Source organism: Sinomonas sp. (genome assembly GCF_036848755.1).
In the GTDB taxonomy this organism is placed as follows: Bacteria; Actinomycetota; Actinomycetes; order Actinomycetales; family Micrococcaceae; genus Sinomonas.
The window spans coordinates 24047-45478 of sequence record NZ_DAIUJO010000017.1; the positions used below are offsets into that span (position 1 = coordinate 24047).

At 70.2% G+C, this 21432-nt stretch carries 15 protein-coding genes and 2 tRNA genes; 13 read left to right on the forward strand and 4 right to left on the reverse strand.

What is annotated here, in order from left to right; all coding sequences use genetic code 11:
* Window positions 1–142 precede the first annotated feature (142 nt).
* Window positions 143–541, forward strand: a complete 399-nt coding sequence (locus V7053_RS04315) for a VOC family protein (RefSeq protein ID WP_334171037.1) — start codon at window positions 143–145, stop codon at window positions 539–541.
* A 67-nt stretch (window positions 542–608) separates the two neighbouring features.
* On the opposite strand, the gene V7053_RS04320 is transcribed toward V7053_RS04315, so the two are convergent.
* The 3 genes from V7053_RS04320 to V7053_RS04330 form a co-directional block, all read right to left on the reverse strand.
* The gene (locus tag V7053_RS04320; RefSeq protein ID WP_334171038.1) at window positions 609–4103 is read right to left on the reverse strand and encodes an error-prone DNA polymerase; all 3495 of its coding nucleotides are present in this window, start codon (window positions 4101–4103) and stop codon (window positions 609–611) included.
* 159 nt (window positions 4104–4262) lie between these two features.
* Entirely contained in the window at window positions 4263–5870 is a 1608-nt protein-coding gene (locus V7053_RS04325; protein ID WP_334171039.1) for a DNA polymerase Y family protein, read from the reverse strand.
* On the reverse strand, window positions 5867–6547 hold the full coding sequence (locus V7053_RS04330; RefSeq protein WP_334171040.1) for a hypothetical protein: 681 nt from the start codon (window positions 6545–6547) through the stop codon (window positions 5867–5869). Before V7053_RS04330 ends, V7053_RS04325 begins: the two co-directional genes overlap by 4 nt.
* A 138-nt stretch (window positions 6548–6685) precedes the next feature.
* Here V7053_RS04330 and V7053_RS04335 point away from each other — a divergent pair, with 138 nt between their 5' ends.
* The 11 genes from V7053_RS04335 (at window position 6686) to V7053_RS04385 (ending at window position 17881) form a co-directional block, all read left to right on the forward strand.
* Window positions 6686–8071, forward strand: a complete 1386-nt coding sequence (locus tag V7053_RS04335) for a cystathionine beta-synthase (protein ID WP_334171041.1) — start codon at window positions 6686–6688, stop codon at window positions 8069–8071.
* A 10-nt stretch (window positions 8072–8081) separates the two neighbouring features.
* Window positions 8082–9236, forward strand: a complete 1155-nt coding sequence (locus tag V7053_RS04340) for a cystathionine gamma-synthase (RefSeq protein WP_334171042.1) — start codon at window positions 8082–8084, stop codon at window positions 9234–9236.
* Between the two features lie 33 nt (window positions 9237–9269).
* Window positions 9270–10208 (forward strand): cytochrome b/b6 domain-containing protein, encoded by a 939-nt coding sequence (locus tag V7053_RS04345; protein WP_334171043.1) that lies wholly within the window; start codon window positions 9270–9272, stop codon window positions 10206–10208.
* A 34-nt stretch (window positions 10209–10242) separates the two neighbouring features.
* Window positions 10243–11724 (forward strand): sensor histidine kinase, encoded by a 1482-nt coding sequence (locus V7053_RS04350; RefSeq protein WP_334171044.1) that lies wholly within the window; start codon window positions 10243–10245, stop codon window positions 11722–11724.
* Window positions 11721–12395: a response regulator gene (locus V7053_RS04355; protein ID WP_334171045.1), complete on the forward strand. Its 675-nt coding sequence runs from the start codon at window positions 11721–11723 to the stop codon at window positions 12393–12395. Before V7053_RS04350 ends, V7053_RS04355 begins: the two co-directional genes overlap by 4 nt.
* A 43-nt stretch (window positions 12396–12438) precedes the next feature.
* Window positions 12439–13089 carry an MOSC domain-containing protein gene (locus tag V7053_RS04360; protein WP_334171046.1) on the forward strand — a complete coding sequence of 217 codons (651 nt, stop codon included), beginning with the start codon at window positions 12439–12441 and terminating at the stop codon, window positions 13087–13089.
* Between the two features lie 484 nt (window positions 13090–13573).
* Window positions 13574–15631, forward strand: coding sequence for a DEAD/DEAH box helicase (locus V7053_RS04365; protein ID WP_334171047.1), 2058 nt, complete (start codon window positions 13574–13576; stop codon window positions 15629–15631).
* A gap of 293 nt (window positions 15632–15924) precedes the next feature.
* A tRNA-Thr gene (locus V7053_RS04370) sits at window positions 15925–15996 on the forward strand.
* A gap of 4 nt (window positions 15997–16000) precedes the next feature.
* Window positions 16001–16074 (forward strand) — tRNA-Met (locus V7053_RS04375).
* Between the two features lie 56 nt (window positions 16075–16130).
* A complete protein-coding gene (locus V7053_RS04380; RefSeq protein WP_334171048.1) occupies window positions 16131–16802 on the forward strand; it encodes an SGNH/GDSL hydrolase family protein in 672 nt (223 codons plus the stop codon).
* Between the two features lie 35 nt (window positions 16803–16837).
* Window positions 16838–17881, forward strand: a complete 1044-nt coding sequence (locus tag V7053_RS04385; RefSeq protein ID WP_334171049.1) for an acyltransferase family protein — start codon at window positions 16838–16840, stop codon at window positions 17879–17881.
* A 6-nt stretch (window positions 17882–17887) separates the two neighbouring features.
* Here V7053_RS04385 and V7053_RS04390 read toward each other — a convergent pair whose 3' ends face one another.
* Window positions 17888–19138 (reverse strand): ROK family transcriptional regulator, encoded by a 1251-nt coding sequence (locus V7053_RS04390; protein ID WP_334171050.1) that lies wholly within the window; start codon window positions 19136–19138, stop codon window positions 17888–17890.
* A 117-nt stretch (window positions 19139–19255) separates the two neighbouring features.
* On the opposite strand from V7053_RS04390, the gene V7053_RS04395 reads away from it, so the two are divergent.
* The gene (locus tag V7053_RS04395; protein WP_334171051.1) at window positions 19256–20956 is read left to right on the forward strand and encodes a glycoside hydrolase family 13 protein; all 1701 of its coding nucleotides are present in this window, start codon (window positions 19256–19258) and stop codon (window positions 20954–20956) included.
* Window positions 20957–21432: the final 476 nt, after the last annotated feature.

Genomic DNA, 21432 nt, shown 5'->3' on the forward strand with positions numbered 1-21432 from the left:
CATGTCACGGGCCACCGACAGCCGGACCCTCACCGCGCCGCTCCGACCGTTGACGCGGCGGGAATTGCGCCACGACAATCGCCGTGGGTGGCGAGAGTCACCCATAGGTGGGCTCTGGCGGGCTCAGGCGGAAGGCGGCACCATGTCCGGAAAAGTCGTGCACTTCGAGATCCCCACGGACGACGCCGCCCGTGCCAAATCGTTCTATACGGGGGCCTTCGGGTGGAATCTGGTCCCGGTCCCTGGCATGGACTACACGATGGTGGGAACGACGCCGTCGAACGAGATGGGCGCCCCCCTCGAGGCCGGCAGCATCAACGGCGGCATGTATATGCGCAACGAGCAGTTCCCGAAGTCGCCCGTCATCACCGTGGACGTGGAGGACATCGACACAGCCCTCGCCAAGGTCGAGTCGCTCGGCGGGCGGACGGTCGTCCCCAGGATGCCGGTCGGCGAGATGGGCTTCGCGGCCTACTTCGAGGACACCGAGGGCAACGTGCTCGGTCTCTGGCAGAATGCGCCGCAGGGCGCGGCCCAATAGGGAGTGCCGAGAGACCGGCCACGCGGGGAGGCCGAGTCACCGGCCCTGTCCAGTCGGGCGCCGGCCGTCAGCGGAAGTTCCGGGACGCCGTCTTGGCGGAGAGGCTGAGGGGCTCGAGACGGTCGGCGACGAGGTTGGTCACGCCCTCCTTCGACCGCTCGAGCATTCCGCGTACGACCATGGCCGTGGCCCCCTGAGCGACGCGCCGATACCTCGTCCACACTCCCCGGCTGCAGACCACGTTGAGGATCCCCGTCTCGTCCTCGAGATTCATGAACGTGATGCCCTGGGCCGTCCCCGGCCGCTGGCGGTGCGTCACGACGCCAGCCGCCTCGACGCGGCTCCCCGGCTCCGCGAGCCGGAGCTGGTCGATCTTCAGGACCCCCCGCGCGTCGAGCTCGGCGCGCGCGTGCCGCACCGGATGGTCGTCCGGGGCGACGCCGGTGGCCCAGAGGTCGTTCGCGACGGCCTCCTCCGCGCTGAGCTCGGGCAGGAGCGGCGGCTGCACGAAAGGCTGGCTGCCTGGCAGCTGCCCCGGCCGCTCGAGTGCCGCCGCGCCCGCACGCCACAGGGCCTCCCGCCGCGTGAGGCCGAGGACCTCGAACGCCCCGGCCGAAGCGAGGGCTTCGAGCTGCTCGGACGAGACGCCCACGCGGCGGGAGAGCTCGGCGAGGTCCGTGTACGGGCCGTTGGCCCCGCGCTCGGTGACGATCCGCTGGGCGAGCTCCTTCCCGATTCCGGTGACGCTCGAGAGGCCCATGCGCACGGCCCGGGCGGCGTCCCGGCGGTGCTCCGGGCTGCGGTCGGGCGCGGCGGGATCGAAAGGGCCGGGCTCAGGCTGGTTGAACTCAAGACACGAGTCCATGCCCCCTTGACGGGACGAGCCACTCCGCGGATCGGGCTCCCCGAGTGGCTCGAGGCAGGCTTCAGCCTCCGAGCGGAGGATGCACGGCCGCAGAACCGTCACCCCGTGCCGCCGCGCATCGGCGACGAGGGTCTGCGGGGAGTAGAAGCCCATGGGCTGGGCCCGCAGGAGTGCCGCGAGGAATGCACCCGGATAATGCAGTTTGAGCCATGAGCTCGCATAGACGAGCACCGCGAAGCTGATGGAGTGCGATTCGGCGAAGCCGAAGTCGGCGAACGCTGCGATCTGGGTGTAGATGGCCTTCGCCTCCTCGGGCGAGAGACCGTTGGCTGCCATGCCCGCAAACAGCTTGTCGTGGAGGCTGCCGATCCGTTCGACGCCGCGCTTGGAACCCATCGCGCGGCGCAGCAGGTCAGCATCCTCCGCTGTGCAGCCGCCGATCGCCATGGCCATCTGCATGAGCTGCTCCTGGAACAGGGGTACGCCGAGGGTCCGCTCGAGCACAGGCTCGAGCAGGGGGTGCGGGTACGTGACCTCTTCCTCGCCAGCCCGCCGTCGGATGTACGGGTGAACGGCGCCGCCTTGGATGGGACCGGGCCGGATGAGCGCGATCTCGACCACGAGGTCGTAGAAGCGCCGCGGCCGGAGCCGGGGAAGCGTGCTCATCTGGGCCCTCGACTCGACCTGGAACACGCCCACGGAGTCAGCGCGGCACAGCATGTCGTAGACCGCAGGCTCTTCCTTCGGGATGTCCTCGATCCTCCACCGCTCGCCGAAGTGCTCATCGACCAGGTCGAAGCAGTACTGCAGCGCGGCGAGCATCCCCAGCCCGAGCAGGTCGAACTTGACGAGGCCCATCCATTCGCAGTCGTCCTTGTCCCACTGCAGGACCGTCCGGCCCTCCATCCGGGCGTGCTCGATCGGGACGACTTCGCCCACGGGCCGCTCGGTGAGCACCATGCCGCCCGAGTGGATGCCCAAGTGGCGCGGGGCGCCCAGGAGCTGCTCGGCGAGGCTCAGGACGCGCGGTGGGATCCCGTCGTCGTCCGAACTGTGCTCGCCCCGCGCGCCGTCGGAGCGCTGAGCGGCAGAGAGCGCGTCCCAGCGCTCGAGGCGCTTGGACCAGGCATCCTGCTGCCCCTGGCTGTACCCGAGCGCCTTCGCGACGTCCCGGACAGCATTCTTGGGCCGATAGCTCACGACGTTCGCGACCTGCGCCGCGTTCGCCCGCCCGTACTTCTCGTAGGCGTGCTGGATCACCTCCTCGCGTCGGTCGGAATCGAAGTCGACGTCGATGTCCGGCTCCTCCTCGCGCAGGCTTGAGAGGAACCGCTCGAACGGGAGGCGGTAGCGGATGCTGTCGACCGCGGTGATGCCGAGCAGATAGCACACTGCCGAGTTGGCTGCCGAGCCCCGGCCTTGGCACAGGATGCCCCGGCTCCGCGCGAACTGGACGAGCTCGTGCACGATGAGGAAGTAGCCGGGGAAGTCCTTCCGCTCAATCACGTCGAGCTCCTGCTCGATGCGCCGCCGGACCTCCTCCACCGAGGCCGGGCCCCGCCAGTCGAGCCCCGGAGTGCCGTAGCGGTCGACGAGTCCGCGTTCCACGAGCACGCGCAGATAGGTCATGGGCGTGTGCCCTTCCGGGACCTCCTGCTTGGGGAGCCTCGGGCGGGCCGAGCGCAGCGGGAACGCGAGTTCGTCTGCGAACCGCACCGTGTTCGCAACGGCGCCGGGATAGCGGGCGAACCTCCGCGCCATCTCGGCTCCGCTCCGCAGGTGAGCGCCGTCGCTCGCTGGCAGCCAGCCGTCCGCCTCGTCGAGGCTGCGGCGCGCGCGGACGGCTGCGACGGCGGTCGCGAGGGGATGGCACGCGGGGTCGGCGTAGTGGACAGCGTTGGTTGCGACGAGCGGGAGCCCGAGCCGGGCCGCGATGGCCGCGAGGGCCTCGTTGTTCGCACAGTCGAGGGGACTGCCGTGGTCGAACAGCTCAACGGCGACCCCGTCCTCACCGAAGAGGCGCACAAGCCGCCGGGCTTCGCGTTCGGCGGCCAGCTCGCCGTCGTTCGCCAGCGCTCGCCGGACCGCCCCCTTGCGGCAGCCGGTCAAGACGAGAACGTGGCCGCGCAGGGCGTCGGCGACGCGGTCGAGGCGGTACACGGGCCGACCCTTCTCGGCTCCGTCCGCCAGCTGGGCTTCTGTGATGGCCCCGGCGATGCGGTGGTAGCCCTCCTCGCCGCGTGCAAGGACCAGCAGGTGTTCGCCCTCGGGGTCGGGAACCCCGTTCTGCGGCGCGGACAGCCCGAGCGAGAGCTCCGCGCCGAACACGGTCTTGAGCCCATACGCCTCGGCTGCCTCGGCGAGCCGGACCACGCCGTAGAAGCCGTCGTGGTCCGTGATGGCGAGGGCGTGCAGGCCCAGGCGGACAGCCTCCTCGACGAGTTCCTCCGGCGAGGAGGCGCCGTCGAGGAAGCTGTAGTGCGAGTGGGCGTGCAGCTCGGCGTAGGGGAGGGCATGAGTGTTCTCGAGTTGCGGAAGCGGAATGTACGGACCGCGCTTCCGCGTCCAGGCGGGGCTGTCGCCGCCGTCGTGCTGCTCGGGTGCTCGGCCGGCTACGGTCCGGCCGAGATGCACCTCCTTGCCGACGAGGATGTCGTGCAGGTCCTGCCAAGGGATGGCTGGATTGTTCCAGCCCATAGCCCCTCCTCCTCTCGGTTCTTGGCCTCTTTTTCTCGCTGGCCGTCCCTGAACGGCATAACCGTCGCTTCTGCGGGACGGTTATGCCTTCTTCCGACGGTCCTGCCTCTTACAGACGGTCACGTCTCCCACACGGTTGCAGGGCCTTGGCCGGCGGCCCTAGTCATAGCGGGCCTCGGCCCACCACTGGCCGTCGGCGCCGATGAGGAGCCAAGCCTCGCCGTCGCCGTCGACGATCTGGAAGCGCTCCACGCGCTGGCTTTCGGCGGGGTCCCACCATCGCTGTCGGAGGGGCCACGGCCCCGCCCAGCTCCGGATCGAGCGCCGCTCTGCCCCCGGTTTGGGTCGGAACCACACGGGAGGCGCCGCGGCGCCTCGCTCGTCCACGGTGAGGGGCTGTCCGTTCCCGTCGAGGAGCTCGACGGGAACGGGCTCGGCGAACACCGTTGCGGGAAGGGGCGCAGGGACCGCTCCGGGCCACGGGCGCTGGGCCACGGCGGAGGTTCCGGACGGAACGTCCTCGCCCCACGGAACCATGAGGCACCGTTCGGCGAGGAGGCGACCTCCTGCGCTCACTGGATGCACCACCGAGCCGTGGCCGAGCATGCTCTGCAGTCGCCTCAGGCCGTGATCGAGCCGCTCGTCGACGCCGCCGAACAACGCCTGACCACGCAGCCCCAGCTGGTCGGTCCGTTCGGGCAGCAGGCGGACCTCCACGACGGGAGCGGCGAGCGCCTCGCCCGTCGAGCGCCACGCGTTCCCGGGGTGGCCTGCCCTGGAGCCGTCGGCGTGAGGAGCCTCCCCGGACTGCAGCTGCCAGCGAACCCGGTCGAGGACGTCCGCGGCGCCGAACTGCCCCGGGTGTCCCCAGCAGCGCTCGGACCGCCGGCCGGCGTCGTCCGTGATCTGGATGCGCAGCTCGGTGCACGCGAGGCCCGCGCGCCGCAAGCCCTCCACAAAGTCCTCTCCGACGGGCCGCAGCGCGAAGGCGATTTGGTCGATGCGGTCGAGGCCCGGCTCGAAGTCCACCGTGCGCTCGAGCGCTGCGGGCGGGACGCGGGGCACGATGGGCTGGGGGTCGAGTCCGGCGGCACGTGCGTGGGCGAGGGCTCCCTCGGGCCCGAAGCGCGCACGGACCTCGGCCTCCGGCAGTGCGGCAAATGCCCCCAGCGTCCGGATGCCGAGCCGCACGAGGAGCGACGCCAGCTTCGGGTCGCCGAGAGCCGCGATCGGAAGGGGTTCGAGGAAGTCTCGCGAGCCTCCCGCAGGGACGACGAGGAGCGCCCTGAGCTCGCTCGCGCACCGGGCAGCCTGCTCCGCGGCGAAGACCGAGTCGGCCACGCCCACGCGCCCCTCGAGCCCCAGGCGGGCCACTGCTTCGAGCGCGGCGCCGCCGGCCTCCTCCTCGCTTCCGTAGAACCGGGTGGCGCCGCGGGCACGTACGGCGCACAGGCCCGGCCGCAGCACGTGGACGCCCGGGAGATCGCGTTCGACGGCGGCGAGGACGTCTTCGAATTCCCGTGCGTCGCGCGCGGAGTCGGCGGGAATCGCCGCGAGGTCAGGGCATCGCGACTGCGCTTCCCGAAGCCGCAGGCCACGGACGACGCCGGCGGCCCGAGCCTCGGAGGAGCACACGGCCACGAGGCCCTTCTCCATGACGGCGGCGGCCACCTGTTCGGGCAGCTCACCCCCGAGCTGTGCGGCGACGAGCGGCCAGTCGGGGAACCAGAGGACGAGCGCACGGGGCGGGGCGGAGGCTGGACTCACGGCCGTCCTCCCGCAAGCCGAGGCTCGCCCCAGAGCGTCGGGTCGGCGTGCAGCGCGGCGAGGTCGACGCTCGTCGTCCGCCGCGCCCCGCGCTGCGACCACACGAGGTCCACCGTATGGCTGCGCAGGTGTCCGTACCCGTCGCCGAGTCCCTCCCATCGCGAACCCTCGACGCTCAGGACCCCCTCTGCCTGCGCCCACCGTCCCAGGACGAGGAGGGTGCAACCTCGCTCCCGGAGCCTCGATGACAGCCGGGAGGCGTCGCCGGCGCTCGCGCTGGCGGGAATCCTGACGAGGAGCAAGGGGAGGACGTCGGCGAGGGCCGAGACCGTCACGATCCAGCGGTCGCCGGGCTCGGGGACGAGGACGGTCCGCTCGAGCGAGATGCCGAAGCCGGCGGCCGCCTCGGCTCCGAAGTCGGGGACGCCGGCGACGCCGCACCAGTGGCCCTGGGCGGAGGGACCCGCGAGGAGTGCCATGGCGACGGAGAGGGGTGCCTGGACGGAATAGACGGCTCCGGCGCGGAGGCCGTAGGGGAGCAGGTGCGAGAAGGCCGGGAGGAGGGGGTACGTCCCCTCCCGGTTCCGGCGCCCCTGCAGCAGATGGATCCGCTCCTGGAGCTCGCGCAGCTGCTCCGCCGCAGAGGCGGCGGACGTGGAGCTGAGCGGAAGGGACATACACTCCATTTTCGAAACTGTGTTCGATTAAGTCAATCGCGGGCGTGTCGCATTCGGAACTCGAGGTGGCCGCTCCCTCGCGTCAAGCGGGTACATGCAATCGCTGGGCTGTCGGGGCCAACGGCTAGAGTTGGGGGCGTGAAATACGCCAACTCCGTCGTCGAGCTCATCGGCCATACACCCCTGGTCAAGCTCCAGAAGGTCACCGAGGGGATCAAGGCAACCGTCCTGGTCAAGCTCGAGTACCTCAACCCGGGCGGCTCCATCAAGGACCGCATCGCCCTCAAGATGATCGAGGAGGCGGAGCGCAGCGGCAGGCTCCAGCCGGGCGGGACCATTGTCGAGCCGACGAGCGGCAACACAGGCGTCGGTCTGGCGCTCGTAGGGCAGCAGAAGGGCTACAAGTGCATCTTCGTGGTGCCGGACAAGGTCGGGCAGGAGAAGCGCTCGGTCCTCGAGGCCTATGGCGCCGAGGTCGTCGTGACGCCGACTGCCGTTCCGCCGGACTCCCCGCAGTCGTACTACGGGGTCTCCGACCGACTCGTCCGTGAGATCCCCGGGGCCTTCAAGCCGGACCAGTTCTCCAATCCCGGCGCTCCCGCGAGCCACTACGAGACCACAGGCCCAGAGATCTGGGCCGATACGGATGGCAAGGTCACCCACGTCGTCATCGGGGCCGGCACGGGCGGCACCATCTCGGGCACCGGCCGGTTCCTCAAGGACGTCTCGAAGGACCGCCCCGAGTCGGAGGGCGGCCAGGTCAGGGTGATCGGCGCGGATCCCGAAGGCTCCGTGTACTCGGGCGGCACCGGGCGCCCGTACTTCGTCGAGGGCGTGGGCGAGGACATGTGGCCCGCCAACTACGACAGGGCCGTCCCGGACGACGTGCTGGCCGTGAACGATGCGGAGTCGTTCGCCATGACCCGCCGGCTCGCGCGGGAAGAGGGCCTGCTCGTGGGAGGCTCGTCGGGCATGGCCGTCGTGGCCGCCCTGCGCGTGGCGCGGGACCTGCCCGAGTCGGCCGTCGTCGTCGTCATCCTTCCGGACAGCGGCCGCGGCTATCTCGCCAAGATCTTCAACGACGACTGGATGCGCTCCTTCGGCTTCCTCCCGGGAACGTCAGAAGCAACGGTGGGCGATGTGCTCAAGGGCAAGGACGGCAAGCTCCCGGACCTCGTCCACACACATCCGAACGAGACAGTCCGCGAGGTCATCGACATCATGACGGAGTACGGCGTGAGCCACCTCCCCGTCCTCTCGAACGAGCCGCCCGTGGTCATGGGCGAGGTGCTCGGCGCGGTCGACGAGCGCGCGCTCTCGGCGAAGCTGTTCAAGGGCGAGGCGAAGCTCACTGACAAGATCTCGGAGCACATGGGCGCGCGCCTGCCAGTGATCGGCTCGCTCGAGAGCCAGGCCACGGCGCGCGAGATGCTCACCGAGGCGGATGCACTCATGGTGACGTTCGTCGGAGCGCCGATCGGCATCGTCACGCGGCACGACCTGCTCTCGAACCTCAACAAGTAAGGAGACTCCTGTGAGCGAGACCAACCACGGCTTCAATACGCGTGCCGTCCACGCTGGCCAGGAATTCGAGCCGCGCACGGGCGCGGTCGTCCCGCCGCTGCATTTCAGCTCGACCTACGCCCAGGACGGCATCGGCGGCCTGCGTTCCGGCTACGAGTACGGCCGGGGCGGCAACCCGACGCGTGACGCGCTGCAGGAGCAGCTTGCCGCCCTCGAAGGCGGCAAGCACGCCTTCTCGTTCGGTTCCGGCCTCGCCGCAGAGGACGGCCTCATCCGTGCGCTGTGCACGCCGGGGGACCGGATCGTGCTCGGCAACGACGCCTACGGCGGGACCTACCGCCTCATCAGCCGCGTGCTCGGCGGCTGGGGCATCCGGAACCAGCCCGTCGACATGGCCTCGCTCGACGACGTGCGCGCGGCGGTCGCCGCGGGCGCGAGGCTCGTGTGGGTGGAGACGCCCTCGAACCCGCTCATGAAGGTCACCGACATCTCGGCCGTCGCCGAGATCGCGCACGACGGCGGTGCCCTCCTCGTCGTCGACAACACGTTCGCGTCGCCCTACCTCCAGAACCCGCTGGCCCTCGGCGCCGACATCGTGGTCCACTCGACGACCAAGTACATCGGCGGCCACTCGGACGTCGTCGGGGGCGCCGTCGTCGTGAACGACGCCGAGCTCGCCGAGAAGATCGGCTTCGTCCAGTTCGCGGTCGGCGCCGTCTCAGGACCGATGGACGCCTTCCTCACGACCCGCGGCCTCAAGACCCTCGGGGTGCGCATGGAGCGCCACTCGGAGAACGCGCAGAGGATCGCCGAGTGGCTCGTGGGCCGGCCCGGCGTCGAGAAGGTCCTCTACCCGGGGCTGCCGGAGCATCCCGGGCACGAGCTCGCGGCGCGGCAGATGCGGCGCTTCGGCGGCATGATCTCGGTCCAGTTCACGGGCGGCGAAGCGGCGGCACGCAAGGTCGCCGAGTCGACCCGGCTCTTCACGCTCGCCGAGTCGCTCGGCGGCATCGAGTCGCTCATGAACTACCCGTCCGAGATGACCCACGCCTCCGTCAAGGGCACCGAACTGGCCGTCCCCGAAAACCTCATCCGGCTCTCCGTCGGCATCGAGGACGCGGACGATCTCATCGCGGACCTCGACGAAGCGATGAGCCACCTCTGACCCGACTCACCTGATCGAGAGGACCACCCCACGATGCCGACGTCACCGTCGACCGCTCGCGCCTGGACCAAGGCGCCCTGGTTCAAGCCCACCGTGATCGCCGTCGGCGCGGTCGTCGTCTTGGGGATCATCGTCCTGCTCGCGAAGTGGCTCCGCAGCACGGAGGCCGTCTCGTCGTTCATCGCGACGTACCCGGGCTACGCGTCCCAGCCCGCAGGGACTCCCGTCGGGCTGCCAGTCTGGCTCAACTGGAGCCACTTCCTGAACATGTTCTTCATCGTCCTGATCGTGCGCTCCGGCCTCCAGGTCCGGTACACGACGCGGCCGCAGGGCTACTGGAAGCGGAACAACAAGGGCCTTGTCAAGACGAAGGGCCAACCCAAGAAGATCAGCCTCGACCTGTGGTTCCACCTGACACTCGACGCGCTGTGGGTGCTCAACGGTCTCATCTACTGGATCCTGCTCTTCTCCACGGGTCAGTGGAAGCGAGTCGTCCCGACGAGCTGGGACGTCTTCCCGCACGCCGTCTCGGTCGCGATCCAATACGCGTCGCTCAACTGGCCGCTCGAGAACGGGTGGACGAACTACAACGCCCTCCAGCTTCTCTTCTACTTCATCACGAGCTTCATCGCGGCGCCGCTCGCGATCCTCACGGGGTTGCGCATGTCCGGGGCGTGGCCTGCGAAGGCTCCCCGCCTCAACAGGGCGTATCCGATCGAGCTCGCCCGGCGCGTGCACTTCCCGGTGGCGATCTACTTCATCGCGTTCGTGATCGTGCACGTGACCCTTGTGCTCACCACCGGGGTCCTCCGGAACCTCAACCACATGTTCGCCTCGAACGACGGCGAGAGCTGGCTCGGATTCGGATTCTTCGCGGCCGCGGTGGTCGTCGTCGTCGCGGCGTGGTTCCTCGCGCGGCCGCTGTTCCTGCGGCCGATCGCCTCGCTCATGGGCTCCGTGACGCGCAACTGAGCGTGTCCAGTGCGGCATGTGACAGCATGGTCACATGCCGCAGCGCGTTCCCCTCTTGCCCGCCCGTGAGCATCGCCTCGGGCTGGCCGAGCTGGGAGTGCTGGACCGCACTCGGACGCTGTGGGGGCTCGCGCTAGCCGTCGCTCTGCCCATCGGCGTCGAGGCGGCGGTCGTCGCGGCCGGCTACCACAACATGGCGATGACCATGCTCCTGCAGCTCGCCGCCGCGGTCGCCGTCGCCGTCGTCGGGGGCCTCTGGCCGGCCGCCGTTGCCGCGGTCGCAGGGTCCCTCCTGCTCAACTGGTTCTCGGTCGCGCCGGTCGGGAGCTTCGCGATCGCGGATCCCCAGGTCGTGGGGGAGCTCCTCATCTTCCTGGCCATCGCGTGTGCCGTGGGACTTGCGGTGGGTGCTGCGACGAGGCGATTCGAGCAGGCCGCCCGGGCACAGGCCGATGCCCGCGCGATGGCCGAACTCGCGCGCGGGATCCTCGGCTCGGGCGGCCGGGTCCGCGACTTCCTCGAACGGGTCCGGGCCGCGCTCGGGCTGAGGGCCGTGACGCTCTTGGAGCGGCGCGAGCCCGGGACGCCGCGCGCTGTGCGGCCCGGGTGGGAGGTCGTGGCGAGCGCGGGCGAGACGCCTCCCGTGACCCCTGCGGCCGCGGACGACCTCGTCGTCGCCGACGAGCACTACACGCTCCTTGCGGGTGGGCGAGCGCTCGAGCCGGCCGAACGGCGCATGATGGAGGCCTTCGGCGCGTATCTCGTCGCCATCCGGCAGGGGCGACAGCTGGCGTCGAGCCGTGAGGCCAATCGGCGCCTCGAGGAGGGCAACACGATCCGGACCTCGATCCTGCGCGCCGTCTCGCACGATCTCCGGACGCCGCTCTCAGGGATCAAGCTGAGCGTGAGCAGCCTCCGGCAGCCGGGGGTCGACTTCACCCGCGAGGAGCAGGCGGAGCTGCTCGAGACGATCGAGGACTACACGGACAGGCTCTCTGTGCTCGTGGGGAACCTCCTCGACATGTCTCGCATCTCGGCCGACAGCGTGACCCCGCTCCTGCGTCCCGTCAGTTGGCGCGAGGTGCTTCCCCCTTGGCCGAAGGACGCCGTCGTCGAGGACCGCGTCTCACCCGGTTGCCCGCCCGTCGAGGCGGACCCGGTGCTGCTCGAGCGCGTCGTGGCGAACCTCGTCGAGAACGCCCTCAAGTACGCCCCCGGCCTGCCGCTCGAGCTCGAAGCCGGCCCGGGGGAGGCCGATCCCTCGGGGCGGGCGATGGGGGAGCTGCGCGTCGTCGACCACGGCGGGGGAATTCCGCCTGAGCAGCTCATGGCCGTGTTCAACCCGTTCCAGCGCGTGGGCGACGCAAGCCGGCACGGAGCCGGGATCGGTCTCGGGCTCGCCGTGGCCAAGGGCTTCGTCGAGTCCATGGGCGGCCGGATCTCGGCCGGGCAGACGCCGGGCGGCGGCCTCACGATGCGGATCGTCCTTCCGCTGGCCGCGGGGGGCACGGAGTGACGCGCGTCCTCGTCGTCGAGGACGAGCCGCAGATCGCGCGCGCCCTCCAGATCAACCTCCGGGTCCACGGCTACGAGGCCGTCACGGCTCAGTCGGGCGAGGCCGCCCTCGAGGCCGCGGCATCGACACCGGTGGATATCGTGGTCCTCGACCTGGGCCTTCCCGGCATGGACGGTGTCGACGTCATCCGCCGGCTGCGGGAGTGGACGAGTGTGCCGATCATCGTGCTCTCGGCCCGGCACGCGGCCGAGGACAAGGTCGAGGCGCTCGACGCCGGAGCGGACGACTACGTCACGAAGCCGTTCGGCCTCGAAGAGCTCCTCGCCCGGCTCCGAGCCGCCGCGCGGCGGGGCTCCGTCCGGCCGGAGGTGCCGCGGGTCCAGACCGCCGACTTCAGCGTCGATCTCGCCGCCCGCCGTGTGGTCCGCGAGGGGCAGGACGTCCGGCTCACTCCCACGGAGTGGAGCATCCTCGCGCTGCTCGTGCGGCAGCCGGGCACGCTCGTGACGCAGCGCGAGCTCCTCACCCAGGTCTGGGGCCCCGCGTACGCGAAGGAAGCGCAGTACCTGCGGGTCTACATGGCGCAGCTCCGCCGCAAGCTCGAGCGGGATCCCTCGAACCCGCGTCACCTCAAGACGGAGGCCGGGATCGGATACCGCTTCGATCCATGACGACTCGGCTCCGCGGCGGCTCATCTCGGCTACGCTGTGGGCCATGAAGTCCGCGCGCCTCGTTGCCGTCTGCCGCGTCCAGCAGCTCCTGCCCGATTCGGGCCCCGTCGGCGTGACCGCGATCGACAAGCGTCCAGTCGAGGGGCCGGTGCGCATCCGGCGGCTCGGGCTCCACGGGGACGTCCAGGCCGACCGGGCGAACCACGGCGGCGAGAACAAGGCCGTCTACGCATACTCCGAGGACGACGCCGGGCTGTGGGCCAGTGTTCTCGGCCGCGAGATCCCGCCGGGCTACTTCGGCGAGAACTTCCGCGTGGACGGACTCACGGCGAGCAACGCCGTCATCGGGGAGCGCTGGCGCTTTCCGGGCGGGACGGTTCTCGAGGTCACGATGCCGCGTGTGCCGTGCGCGACGTTCGCGCGGCGGATCGGCGAGGACGGCTGGGTCAAGCGATTCACGGCGTCCGGCCTCTCGGGGGCGTACCTCAGAGTCATCACGCCTGGCGACGTCGAGGCGGGCGAACAGTTCGGCGTCGAACACGTACCGGATCACGGAGTGCGGGTGGGGGAGTGGCTCGCCGACCCCACGCGGGAGCGAGCCGAGGCACTTCTCGACGCCGAGGCCGAGGGAACGATCCGCCTCGCCGCCGAGCTCCGGCCCTACATCGAGCGAGCGCTGGACCTCGAGGCCTAGGGACTCGTTCGGCCCGACCGTCCCTGGAGGACACAACCGTTCGTCAACGGCACAACCGTTCCTTAGAGGCATAACCGTCCCGCACGCGGGACGGTTGTGCCGTCTAGCGACGGCCGCGCCCCGTGAACCGCCGGGAAGGGCGGCGTCGAGGTGCCAGGATACGCGCGCGGCGGCGCCTTGTGGGAAAGCTCACGGGGGATGACGCACGACGACGGCGGGTCCGGCGTCGTGCGTCCTGTAGGATAGATGTATCCCCCACTGCGCCGGTATTCCCTCTTCCTGCCCAATTCTTGAGGCAGGAGTAGTGCGTGTTGGGGCCCGCTGGGCGGGCAGTTTCATAGGGGAGCCGGCTGAAGAAAACGCTGTTGGTGCGCGTGTGGCGCCGAGTGCAGCGAGAAGTCCTGCCACGGGATTGAGACAGCGCCGGGCTTCGGCATTGACCGATGAGCCAACATTCAGGCTCCCCAAACCGGAGGATTCCTCTATGTCTGAAACCTTGGACGCCCCTTTCGCCACTGACGAAGAGGCTCCCGAGACCACTACTTCCCAAGAGTCCGCTGCTGCAGCTGAGACCTCTACCGCGGCCGCCGAGCCGCAAGACGGCGAGGAGCGCGGAGTGCTCTTCACCGATCTCGGCATCGACGACCGCATCCTCGCGGCGCTGACCGAAGTCGGCTACGAGAAGCCGTCGCCCATCCAGGCCGCGACCATCCCGCTCCTGCTCGAGGGGCGCGACGTCGTCGGCCTCGCCCAGACGGGAACGGGCAAGACCGCGGCCTTCGCGGTTCCCGCGCTCTCGCGCCTCGCGGAACTCCACGACCAGAACGGCCCCTCCCGCGCAACCCAGGCCCTCGTCCTCGCGCCGACCCGCGAGCTTGCGCTTCAGGTCGCAGAGGCGTTCACGTCCTACGCGAAGCACCTCGACGACTTCACGGTCCTCCCGGTCTACGGCGGCTCTGCCTATGGGCCCCAGCTCGCGGGCCTGCGCCGTGGCGCCCAGGTCGTCGTCGGCACTCCCGGGCGCGTGATCGACCACCTCGAGAAGGGCTCGCTCGACCTTTCCGAGCTCCAGTACCTCGTGCTCGACGAGGCTGACGAGATGCTCCGCATGGGCTTCGCGGACGACGTCGAGCGCATTTTCCAGGAGACGCCCGACGGCCGGCAGGTCGCTCTGTTCTCCGCGACCATGCCGTCGCAGATCCGGCGCATGTCGAAGCAGTACCTCAGCAATCCCGAAGAGGTCACGGTCAAGTCGAAGACCACGACCGGGCAGAACATCCGCCAGCGGTACGTGCAGGTCGTCGGCTCGCACAAGCTGGATGCGCTCACCCGCATCCTCGAGGTCGAGGACTTCGACGGCGTCATCGCGTTCGTCCGCACCAAGATGGCCACCGAGGATCTCGCCGACAAGCTCAAGGCGCGCGGCTTCCAGGCCGCCGCGATCAACGGCGACATCGCCCAGGCCCAGCGGGAGCGCACGGTCGAGGCGCTGCGCGAGGGCAAGATCGACATCCTTGTGGCGACCGACGTCGCGGCGCGCGGCCTCGACGTCGAGCGCATCAGTCACGTCGTCAACTACGACATCCCGCACGACACCGAGAGCTACGTGCACCGCATCGGCCGTACGGGCCGCGCCGGCCGCAAGGGTGACGCGATCCTGTTCATGACGCCGCGCGAGAAGTTCCTGCTTCGGGCGATCGAGAAGGCGACCCACCAGGCCGTCGAGCAGATGTCGCTTCCGACGGCGGAGACGGTCAACTCGCTGCGCATGAGCAAGTTCGCCGACCAGATCACCGAGACCCTCGAGTCCGAGGACGTCTCGCTGTTCCGCGACCTCATCTCCTCTTACGAGAACGAGCACAACGTGCCGGCAGCCGAAATCGCTGCTGCGCTCGCCGTGATGGTCCAGGGCGACGCTCCGTTCTTCGTCGAGGAGCTCCCGAGCGTCCCGGACTTTGCCAAGCGGGGACGCGATCGGGACGCGCGCGACGGCGGCCGCGGCCAGGGGCGTGCCCCACGCGGCTCGTCCGAGGGCAGCGCGACGTACCGCATCGCGGTGGGACGCCGGCAGCGTGTTCAGCCGGGTTCGATCGTGGGGGCACTCGCGAACGAGGGCGGGTTCCACTCGAGCCAGATCGGCGGGATCGACATCCGCTCGGACTTCTCCCTCGTCGAGCTCCCCTCGGAGCTCTCGAGCGAGCAGTGGAAGGCCCTCTCGAAGACCCGGATCGGCGGCGAGCTCATCAAGCTCGAGCTCGACTCGGGGCGGCGTCCCGCGCGTGACGGCGACGACTGGAGCTCCCGTGGCGGCCGCGGCGGCGGGCGCGACCGCGATCGTGGCCCGCGCGACGGCGACTGGGGCTCGCGTGGGGGCCGCGGCGGCTTCGCGCGCGAGCGGCGCGACGACTGGGGCGATCGTCGTGACCGCGGCGACCGTGGTGACCGCGGCGGCCGGGAAGGGTTCGCCGGACGTGGCGGCTTCGGCGGCCGAAGCGGCGCTTCGTCCGGGGGCGCTCGGCGTTTCGGCGGGAGCCGCGGCTAAGGACTGGTTCCTAACTCTCACTTAGTTAACAAAGCTGTCAACCCCTAGTGACAAGACGGGTAGAGTCGTGTCAAGATAGTCAGGGGTGGGCAGCGGAAGCGCGGAGACCGCGCAACCGCGATCGAGGTCCGGCTGCAGCCTGCTGGGGGGTGCAGCCGGACCTCGTCGTTTCCCCTCGGAACCCTCTGCGAAGGCCCTCTTCAGGCGCGTTCAATTCTTCCGCCGAGGCATTCCTTGAGGGTCGGGTTTCGATTTGTCCGAGGGTCTGGGCTCCGGTAAAGTATCTGTCTGTTGCCCCCCTAGCTCAGTGGTAGAGCGCCATCTTGGTAAGATGGAGGTCACGGGATCGATTCCCGTGGGGGGCTCTCTGGCGGTGTAGCTCAGTTGGTTAGAGCGCACGACTCATAATCGTGAGGTCGGGAGATCGAGCCTCCCCACCGCTACGGCTCAAGGCCCCGGGAGACCGGGGCCTTTGTCGTGTTCGACGGGCAGGGGATGCATGGCGAAGCAGACCGGCAGATACCGACGCGGGAGGCTGGCAGGGTGGGCGGCCGCCGCCGCACTCGTCGGCATCGTGATCGTGGCCGCCGTCCGGGCTCTGCCCGCCGATACGGGTCCCGCATGGCCTTCCACGGAACCGAAAGCGGTCCGGTTCGCCGCCGTCGGCGACTCGATCACCCAGGGAAACAGCCCGGACTTCAGCGTGGGCCTCACCGGGAGCCTTTCATGGGTGACCTACGCGCGATCGCCTCTTGACCTGTTCGCGGGCGGGTGGGCGGCCGGCGGGGCCACCACGGCACGCATGGCGGCGAATGTCGCGCCCGTCAAGGCGGATGTCCTGGTCGTCATCGCCGGCACGAACGATCTGGCGCAGGGTGTGCCGTTCTCGGTGACGGCATCCAACATCGAGAGCATTGTCGCGACGGTCGGGGCGCCGCGCGTCGTCGTCTCTGCCATCCCCCCGCGCGACTCGGCGCAGGCCGCCACGGCCGCATTCAACGCCTCGCTCAAGGAGTTCGTTCTGGCGCACCGGTGGGAGTGGGTCGATGCGCCGGCCGGGGTGCGACAGGGCGAGCAGTATGCGGCGGGGATGTCGCTCGACGGGATTCACCCGAGCCAAGCCGGCGCGGAGGCGTTGGGGCGAGCGCTCGACGCGGCGATCTCCCGCTGAAGCACGAGCCCGCGCTTCCCGCTAGACTGGCCTTGATGACCGTTACTCAAACGTTACCTGTCCAGTCCCCAGCGGAACCTGCACGCATCCCCCGCCTCGGTTACGTTCCGGCCCTCGACGGGCTGCGCGCTCTGGCCATCGCGTTGGTTGCGGTCTACCACGCCGTCATGCCCGCCCACTTCGGTGGGGCCGGCGGCGTCGACGTCTTCTTTGTGCTGTCGGGGTTCCTCATCACGACGCTCCTTGTCCAAGAGCGCGATGCCACGGGAAGTGTCTCGTTCCGCCGCTTCTACACGCGCCGCGTCGTGCGGCTGTACCCGCCCCTCCTGCTCATGCTCGCCGTCGTCTTCGTGCCCGTCGCGGTGACGATGGGGGTGAAGACCGCGCTCAGCGGCTCCGGGCTCTCGCTGTTCTACCTCATGCCGGTCGGTGCCGAGTCCGGCTCGACCATGCTCTCGCCCTACGAGCACACGTGGTCGCTCGGTGTCGAGGAGTGGTTCTACTTCCTCTGGCCCCCGGCGCTCGTCCTGCTCCTGCGCGGACGACGGCGTGGGGCGGTCATCGCCGCGGCCGTCGCCACCGCGGGCCTCGCCGTCGCTGCATTCGTCGCGGAGGCGGAGTCTGCCGAGGTCTCGTTCATCCTTCGAGCCTGCGGGCTCATGGCAGGCTGCGTTCTCGCGCTCGTGCTTCACGGCACGTCGTTCTCCGTCGGCCGCTGGGCCGGCCTCGCGGGTCTGGGCTTGCTCGCGCTCAGCGTGCTGCGCTCTTCCCTCGCCCCGTTCTCCACCGTCGACGTGCTCACGGCTGACGTCGGGGCGCTGCTGCTCGTCCTGGGCATCATGCGGGGTCCGCAGGGGCTCCTCCACCGGGCGCTGTCCGCGCGGCCGTTGGCTTCGGTCGGCCGCATCAGCTACGAGATCTATCTGTGGCACTACCCGGTGCTCTGTATCCTCGGGGTGCTGAACCACTCCGACTGGCTCGAAGTCGGCTGGATCGCGCTGCCGATCTCCGTCGTGCTCGCCGTCGTCGCCCACCGGGTGACCCAGCCGGTCATCGCGCGGCTCCGCGCGAGGATCTAGCGGCCCCTAGCCGGGGTCGGGCAGCGTGATCTCGAGCGACCAGTCGGCCACGTAGTCGAGCGCCCGCCGGACAGCGCCGAGGGCCACGGCCTCGCCGCCGAGGCCCGAGACCTCGATCTCGGCTGGCGTCTCGGTCAGCTCGGGGAGCGCGGCTCGGATCCCGGGCAGCAGCCGCGCCGCTGCGGGGGCGATGGCGCCGCCGAGAACGACGAGTTCCGGGTTGAGGAGCGTGCTGAGAACTGCGATGACGCGCGCCATCCGGTCCTCGAGCCGCAGGAGGACCCCCGCCGCGGCGGGGTCGCCGTCGTCGGCCGCTGCGAAGACCGCTTCTGCCGTGACGTCGGCGGGACCCAGCCCGGCGAGGCCCTTCGGCTGGGATGCAGCCTCGGCGCCCCATTCGCGCGCAAGCTGCGCGATGCCGTGGGGTCCCACCGCGCCGTCGACCAGCCGCAGGAACGCGAGCTCGCCCGCCGCGCCGTTCCGGCCGCGCAGGAGGCGGCCGGACTCGATGATCCCCGCGCCGAGACGCTCGCCCGCGAGGAGGACGGCCACGTCGTCGAGTCCCTGAGCCGCGCCGCGCCACTGTTCGGCGAGGGCGGCGAGGTTCGCGTCGTTCTCGAGGAGCACGTGCCACCCGTGCCGATCGAAGAGGGCGGCCGCGAGCCCGACGTCGAACATCTCCCAGAAGTCAGAGCCCTCGGCGACGTGCCCGTCCCGGTCCACTGGCGCGGCAACGCCGGCGCCGACGGCGAGGACCTGCCGAGGATCGCGGCCTGCGTTCTCGAGCGACGCGAGGGCCACGCCGCTCACGACGTCGAGGCGCGCCCCGGCGGTCCTCGCGCCGCGGGGGAGGCCCCCCGATGCCGTTGCGAGGATCTCGCCGCCCAGATCCGCCACGAGCGCTGTGGCTTTGTGCGCGCCGATGTCGAGGCCGACGACGACGCCCGCGTCCGCCCGGAAGCCGAAGGACCTCGGCGGCCGGCCGCGCTGGGGACCGGCCCGCTCGGGGATCTGCTCCTCGGCCCATCCGCGCCGCACGAGGTCCTCGCAGACGGCGATCACGGTCGCGCGTGTGAGGCTCGTCTGCTCGACGAGCTCGGTCACCGTGAACGGGCCCCCTCCGCGCAGGGCGGCCAGGACCGTGCGTGCCGTGGCGAAGCGCACGACGTGCGGGCCGACCGGTCGTTCAACCCGCTCGCGCTCGGGGCGCCCTCCGGCTCGTTCGTGCACCGTCTTGACCTCCTCCTGCCACGCCACAATAATGGTGACGCGAGCTATATTTAGATTCTAAATTATCTCTGGACGGCCCTGAAGGCCATCGGCCCTGCCAGTCATCCCACAGCCTCTTTCTCTTCCCCATGACAAGGAGACCCCGTGTCCACCCCTGCCGACTCCGCATTGGACACCACCGCCCAAGCCGACGCCCACTGGTGGCGGCAGGCGGCCGTCTACCAGATCTATCCCCGCAGCTTCTCCGACTCCAACGGGGACGGGCTCGGCGACCTCAACGGGATCACGTCGAAGGTCCAGTACCTCAAGGACCTCGGGGTCGACGCCGTCTGGCTCAGCCCGTTCTACCCCTCGGCCCTTGCCGACGGCGGCTACGACGTCGATGACTACCGCAACGTCGATCCGCGTCTCGGAACGCTCGAGGATTTCGACGCGATGGCGGCAGCCCTGCACGAGGCCGGGATCAAGGTGATCGTCGACATCGTCCCGAACCACACGTCCGACCGCCACGCGTGGTTCCAGGAAGCGCTCGCCTCGCCCAAGGGTTCCGCGGCCCGCCGCCGCTACATCTTCCGCGACGGTCTCGGCGAGAACGGCGAGCTCCCCCCGAACGAGTGGACGTCGATCTTCGGCGGCCCCGCGTGGGAGCGCGTCACCGAGCCCGACGGCACCCCGGGCCAGTGGTACTTCCACCTGTTCGCCAAGGAGCAGCCTGACCTCGATTGGGACAACCCCGAGGTCCACGAGGACTTCCTCAAGACGCTCCGCTTCTGGTCGGACCGCGGCGCAGACGGGTTCCGGGTCGACGTCGCGCATGCCCTCAAGAAGGACATGGACGCCGAGCTCCCGAGCCTCGAACTGCTCCACCGCGCGGACCTGTTCCACAACGGTGAGCACCCGCTCTGGGACCGGGACGAGGTGCACACGATCTACGCCGAATGGCGCAAGGTCTTCAATGAGTACAACCCGCCTCGGACGGCCGTCGCGGAGGCGTGGGTCCATGCAGACCGCCGCGCGCGCTATGCGTCGCCGGAGGGCCTCGGGCAGGCATTCAACTTCGACCTCCTCAAGGCCGATTTCGATGCCGCCCAGTTCCGCACGATCATCAGCAAGAACCTCGCCGAGGCCGCGGCGACCGGAGCCTCCTCGACCTGGGTGTTCTCGAACCACGACGTCGTCCGCCACGCGACCCGCTACGGTCTGCCCAAGGGCAGCGGCCGCGAGGAAGGCGCCGGCGCGGACGGCAAGGACTGGCTGCTCGAGGGCGGCGACCCGTCGCAGGTCGACGCCGAGCGCGGACTGCGCCGCGCGAAGGCCGCGACCCTGCTCATGCTCGCGCTCCCGGGCTCGGCCTATCTGTACCAGGGCGAGGAGCTCGGCCTGCAGGAAGTCGGCCAGATCGCGGACGAGGACCGCCAGGACCCGACCTTCTTCCGGAACAAGGGCGTCGAGGTCGGCCGTGACGGCTGCCGCGTGCCGCTGCCCTGGGAGCCCCAGGGCACGTCGTTCGGCTTCGGCTCGAACGGCTCCCACCTTCCGCAGCCGGCCTGGTTCGCCGACTACGCGGCGAGCGTCCAGGCTGCCGACGCAGGCTCGACCCTCTCCTTCTACCGCCGCGCCCTCAAGCTCCGGCACGAGCTGCGGGCGGCTGAGGCGCTCGGCTGGCAGGATTCCGCGGACGACGACGTGCTGCACTTCGTGCGGCCCGGCGGCTGGCACGTCGTGGCCAACTTCGGGACTGCGCCCGTGGTCCTGCCCGAGGGCGAGGTGCTCCTCGCTAGCGCCGAGGTCGACGGAGGCAAGCTCCCCGGCGAGGCGACGGCCTGGGTGCGCGTGGCGGGCTGACCGCGGCGTCGCGGGTTCGCCGCGGTTCCGCCGGTTGGCTGCGGTTCCGCCGGTGGGCCGCGGTTCCGCCGCTGGTGACCCCCGCTTTTGCGGCCACGCCCCTTCGGTAACGGGGGTCAGCCGGTTCGCCGCGGTTCCGCCGGTTCGCCGCGGTTCCGCCGGTTGGCTGCGGTTCCGCCGCTGGTGATCCCCGCTTTTTGCGGCCACACCCCTTCGTGAATGGGGATCAGCCGGTTGGCTGCGGTTCCGCCGGGGGGCTGCGGTTCCGCCGCTGGTGACCCCCGCTTTTGCGGCTATGCCCCTTCGTGAATGGGGATCAGCCGGTTCGCCGCGGTTCCGCCGGTTGGCTGCGGTTCCGCCGGTTGGCTGCGGTTCCGCCGGTTGGCTGCGGTTCCGCCGCTGGTGATCCCCGCTTTTGCGGCTATGCCCCTTCGTGAATGGGGATCAGCCGGTTCGCTGCGGTTCCGCCGGTTGGC

Excerpts from the sequence above, each read along its gene's own strand:
- V7053_RS04315 (WP_334171037.1), top strand. The coding sequence starts at position 143 with ATGTCCGGAAAAGTCGTGCACTTCGAGATCCCCACGGACGACGCCGCC.
- V7053_RS04320 (WP_334171038.1), bottom strand. The coding sequence starts at position 4,103 with ATGGGCTGGAACAATCCAGCCATCCCTTGGCAGGACCTGCACGACATC.
- V7053_RS04330 (WP_334171040.1), bottom strand. The coding sequence starts at position 6,547 with ATGTCCCTTCCGCTCAGCTCCACGTCCGCCGCCTCTGCGGCGGAGCAG.
- V7053_RS04345 (WP_334171043.1), top strand. The coding sequence starts at position 9,270 with ATGCCGACGTCACCGTCGACCGCTCGCGCCTGGACCAAGGCGCCCTGG.
- V7053_RS04350 (WP_334171044.1), top strand. The coding sequence starts at position 10,243 with ATGCCGCAGCGCGTTCCCCTCTTGCCCGCCCGTGAGCATCGCCTCGGG.
- V7053_RS04360 (WP_334171046.1), top strand. The coding sequence starts at position 12,439 with ATGAAGTCCGCGCGCCTCGTTGCCGTCTGCCGCGTCCAGCAGCTCCTG.
- V7053_RS04365 (WP_334171047.1), top strand. The coding sequence starts at position 13,574 with ATGTCTGAAACCTTGGACGCCCCTTTCGCCACTGACGAAGAGGCTCCC.
- V7053_RS04380 (WP_334171048.1), top strand. The coding sequence starts at position 16,131 with ATGGCGAAGCAGACCGGCAGATACCGACGCGGGAGGCTGGCAGGGTGG.
- V7053_RS04385 (WP_334171049.1), top strand. The coding sequence starts at position 16,838 with ATGACCGTTACTCAAACGTTACCTGTCCAGTCCCCAGCGGAACCTGCA.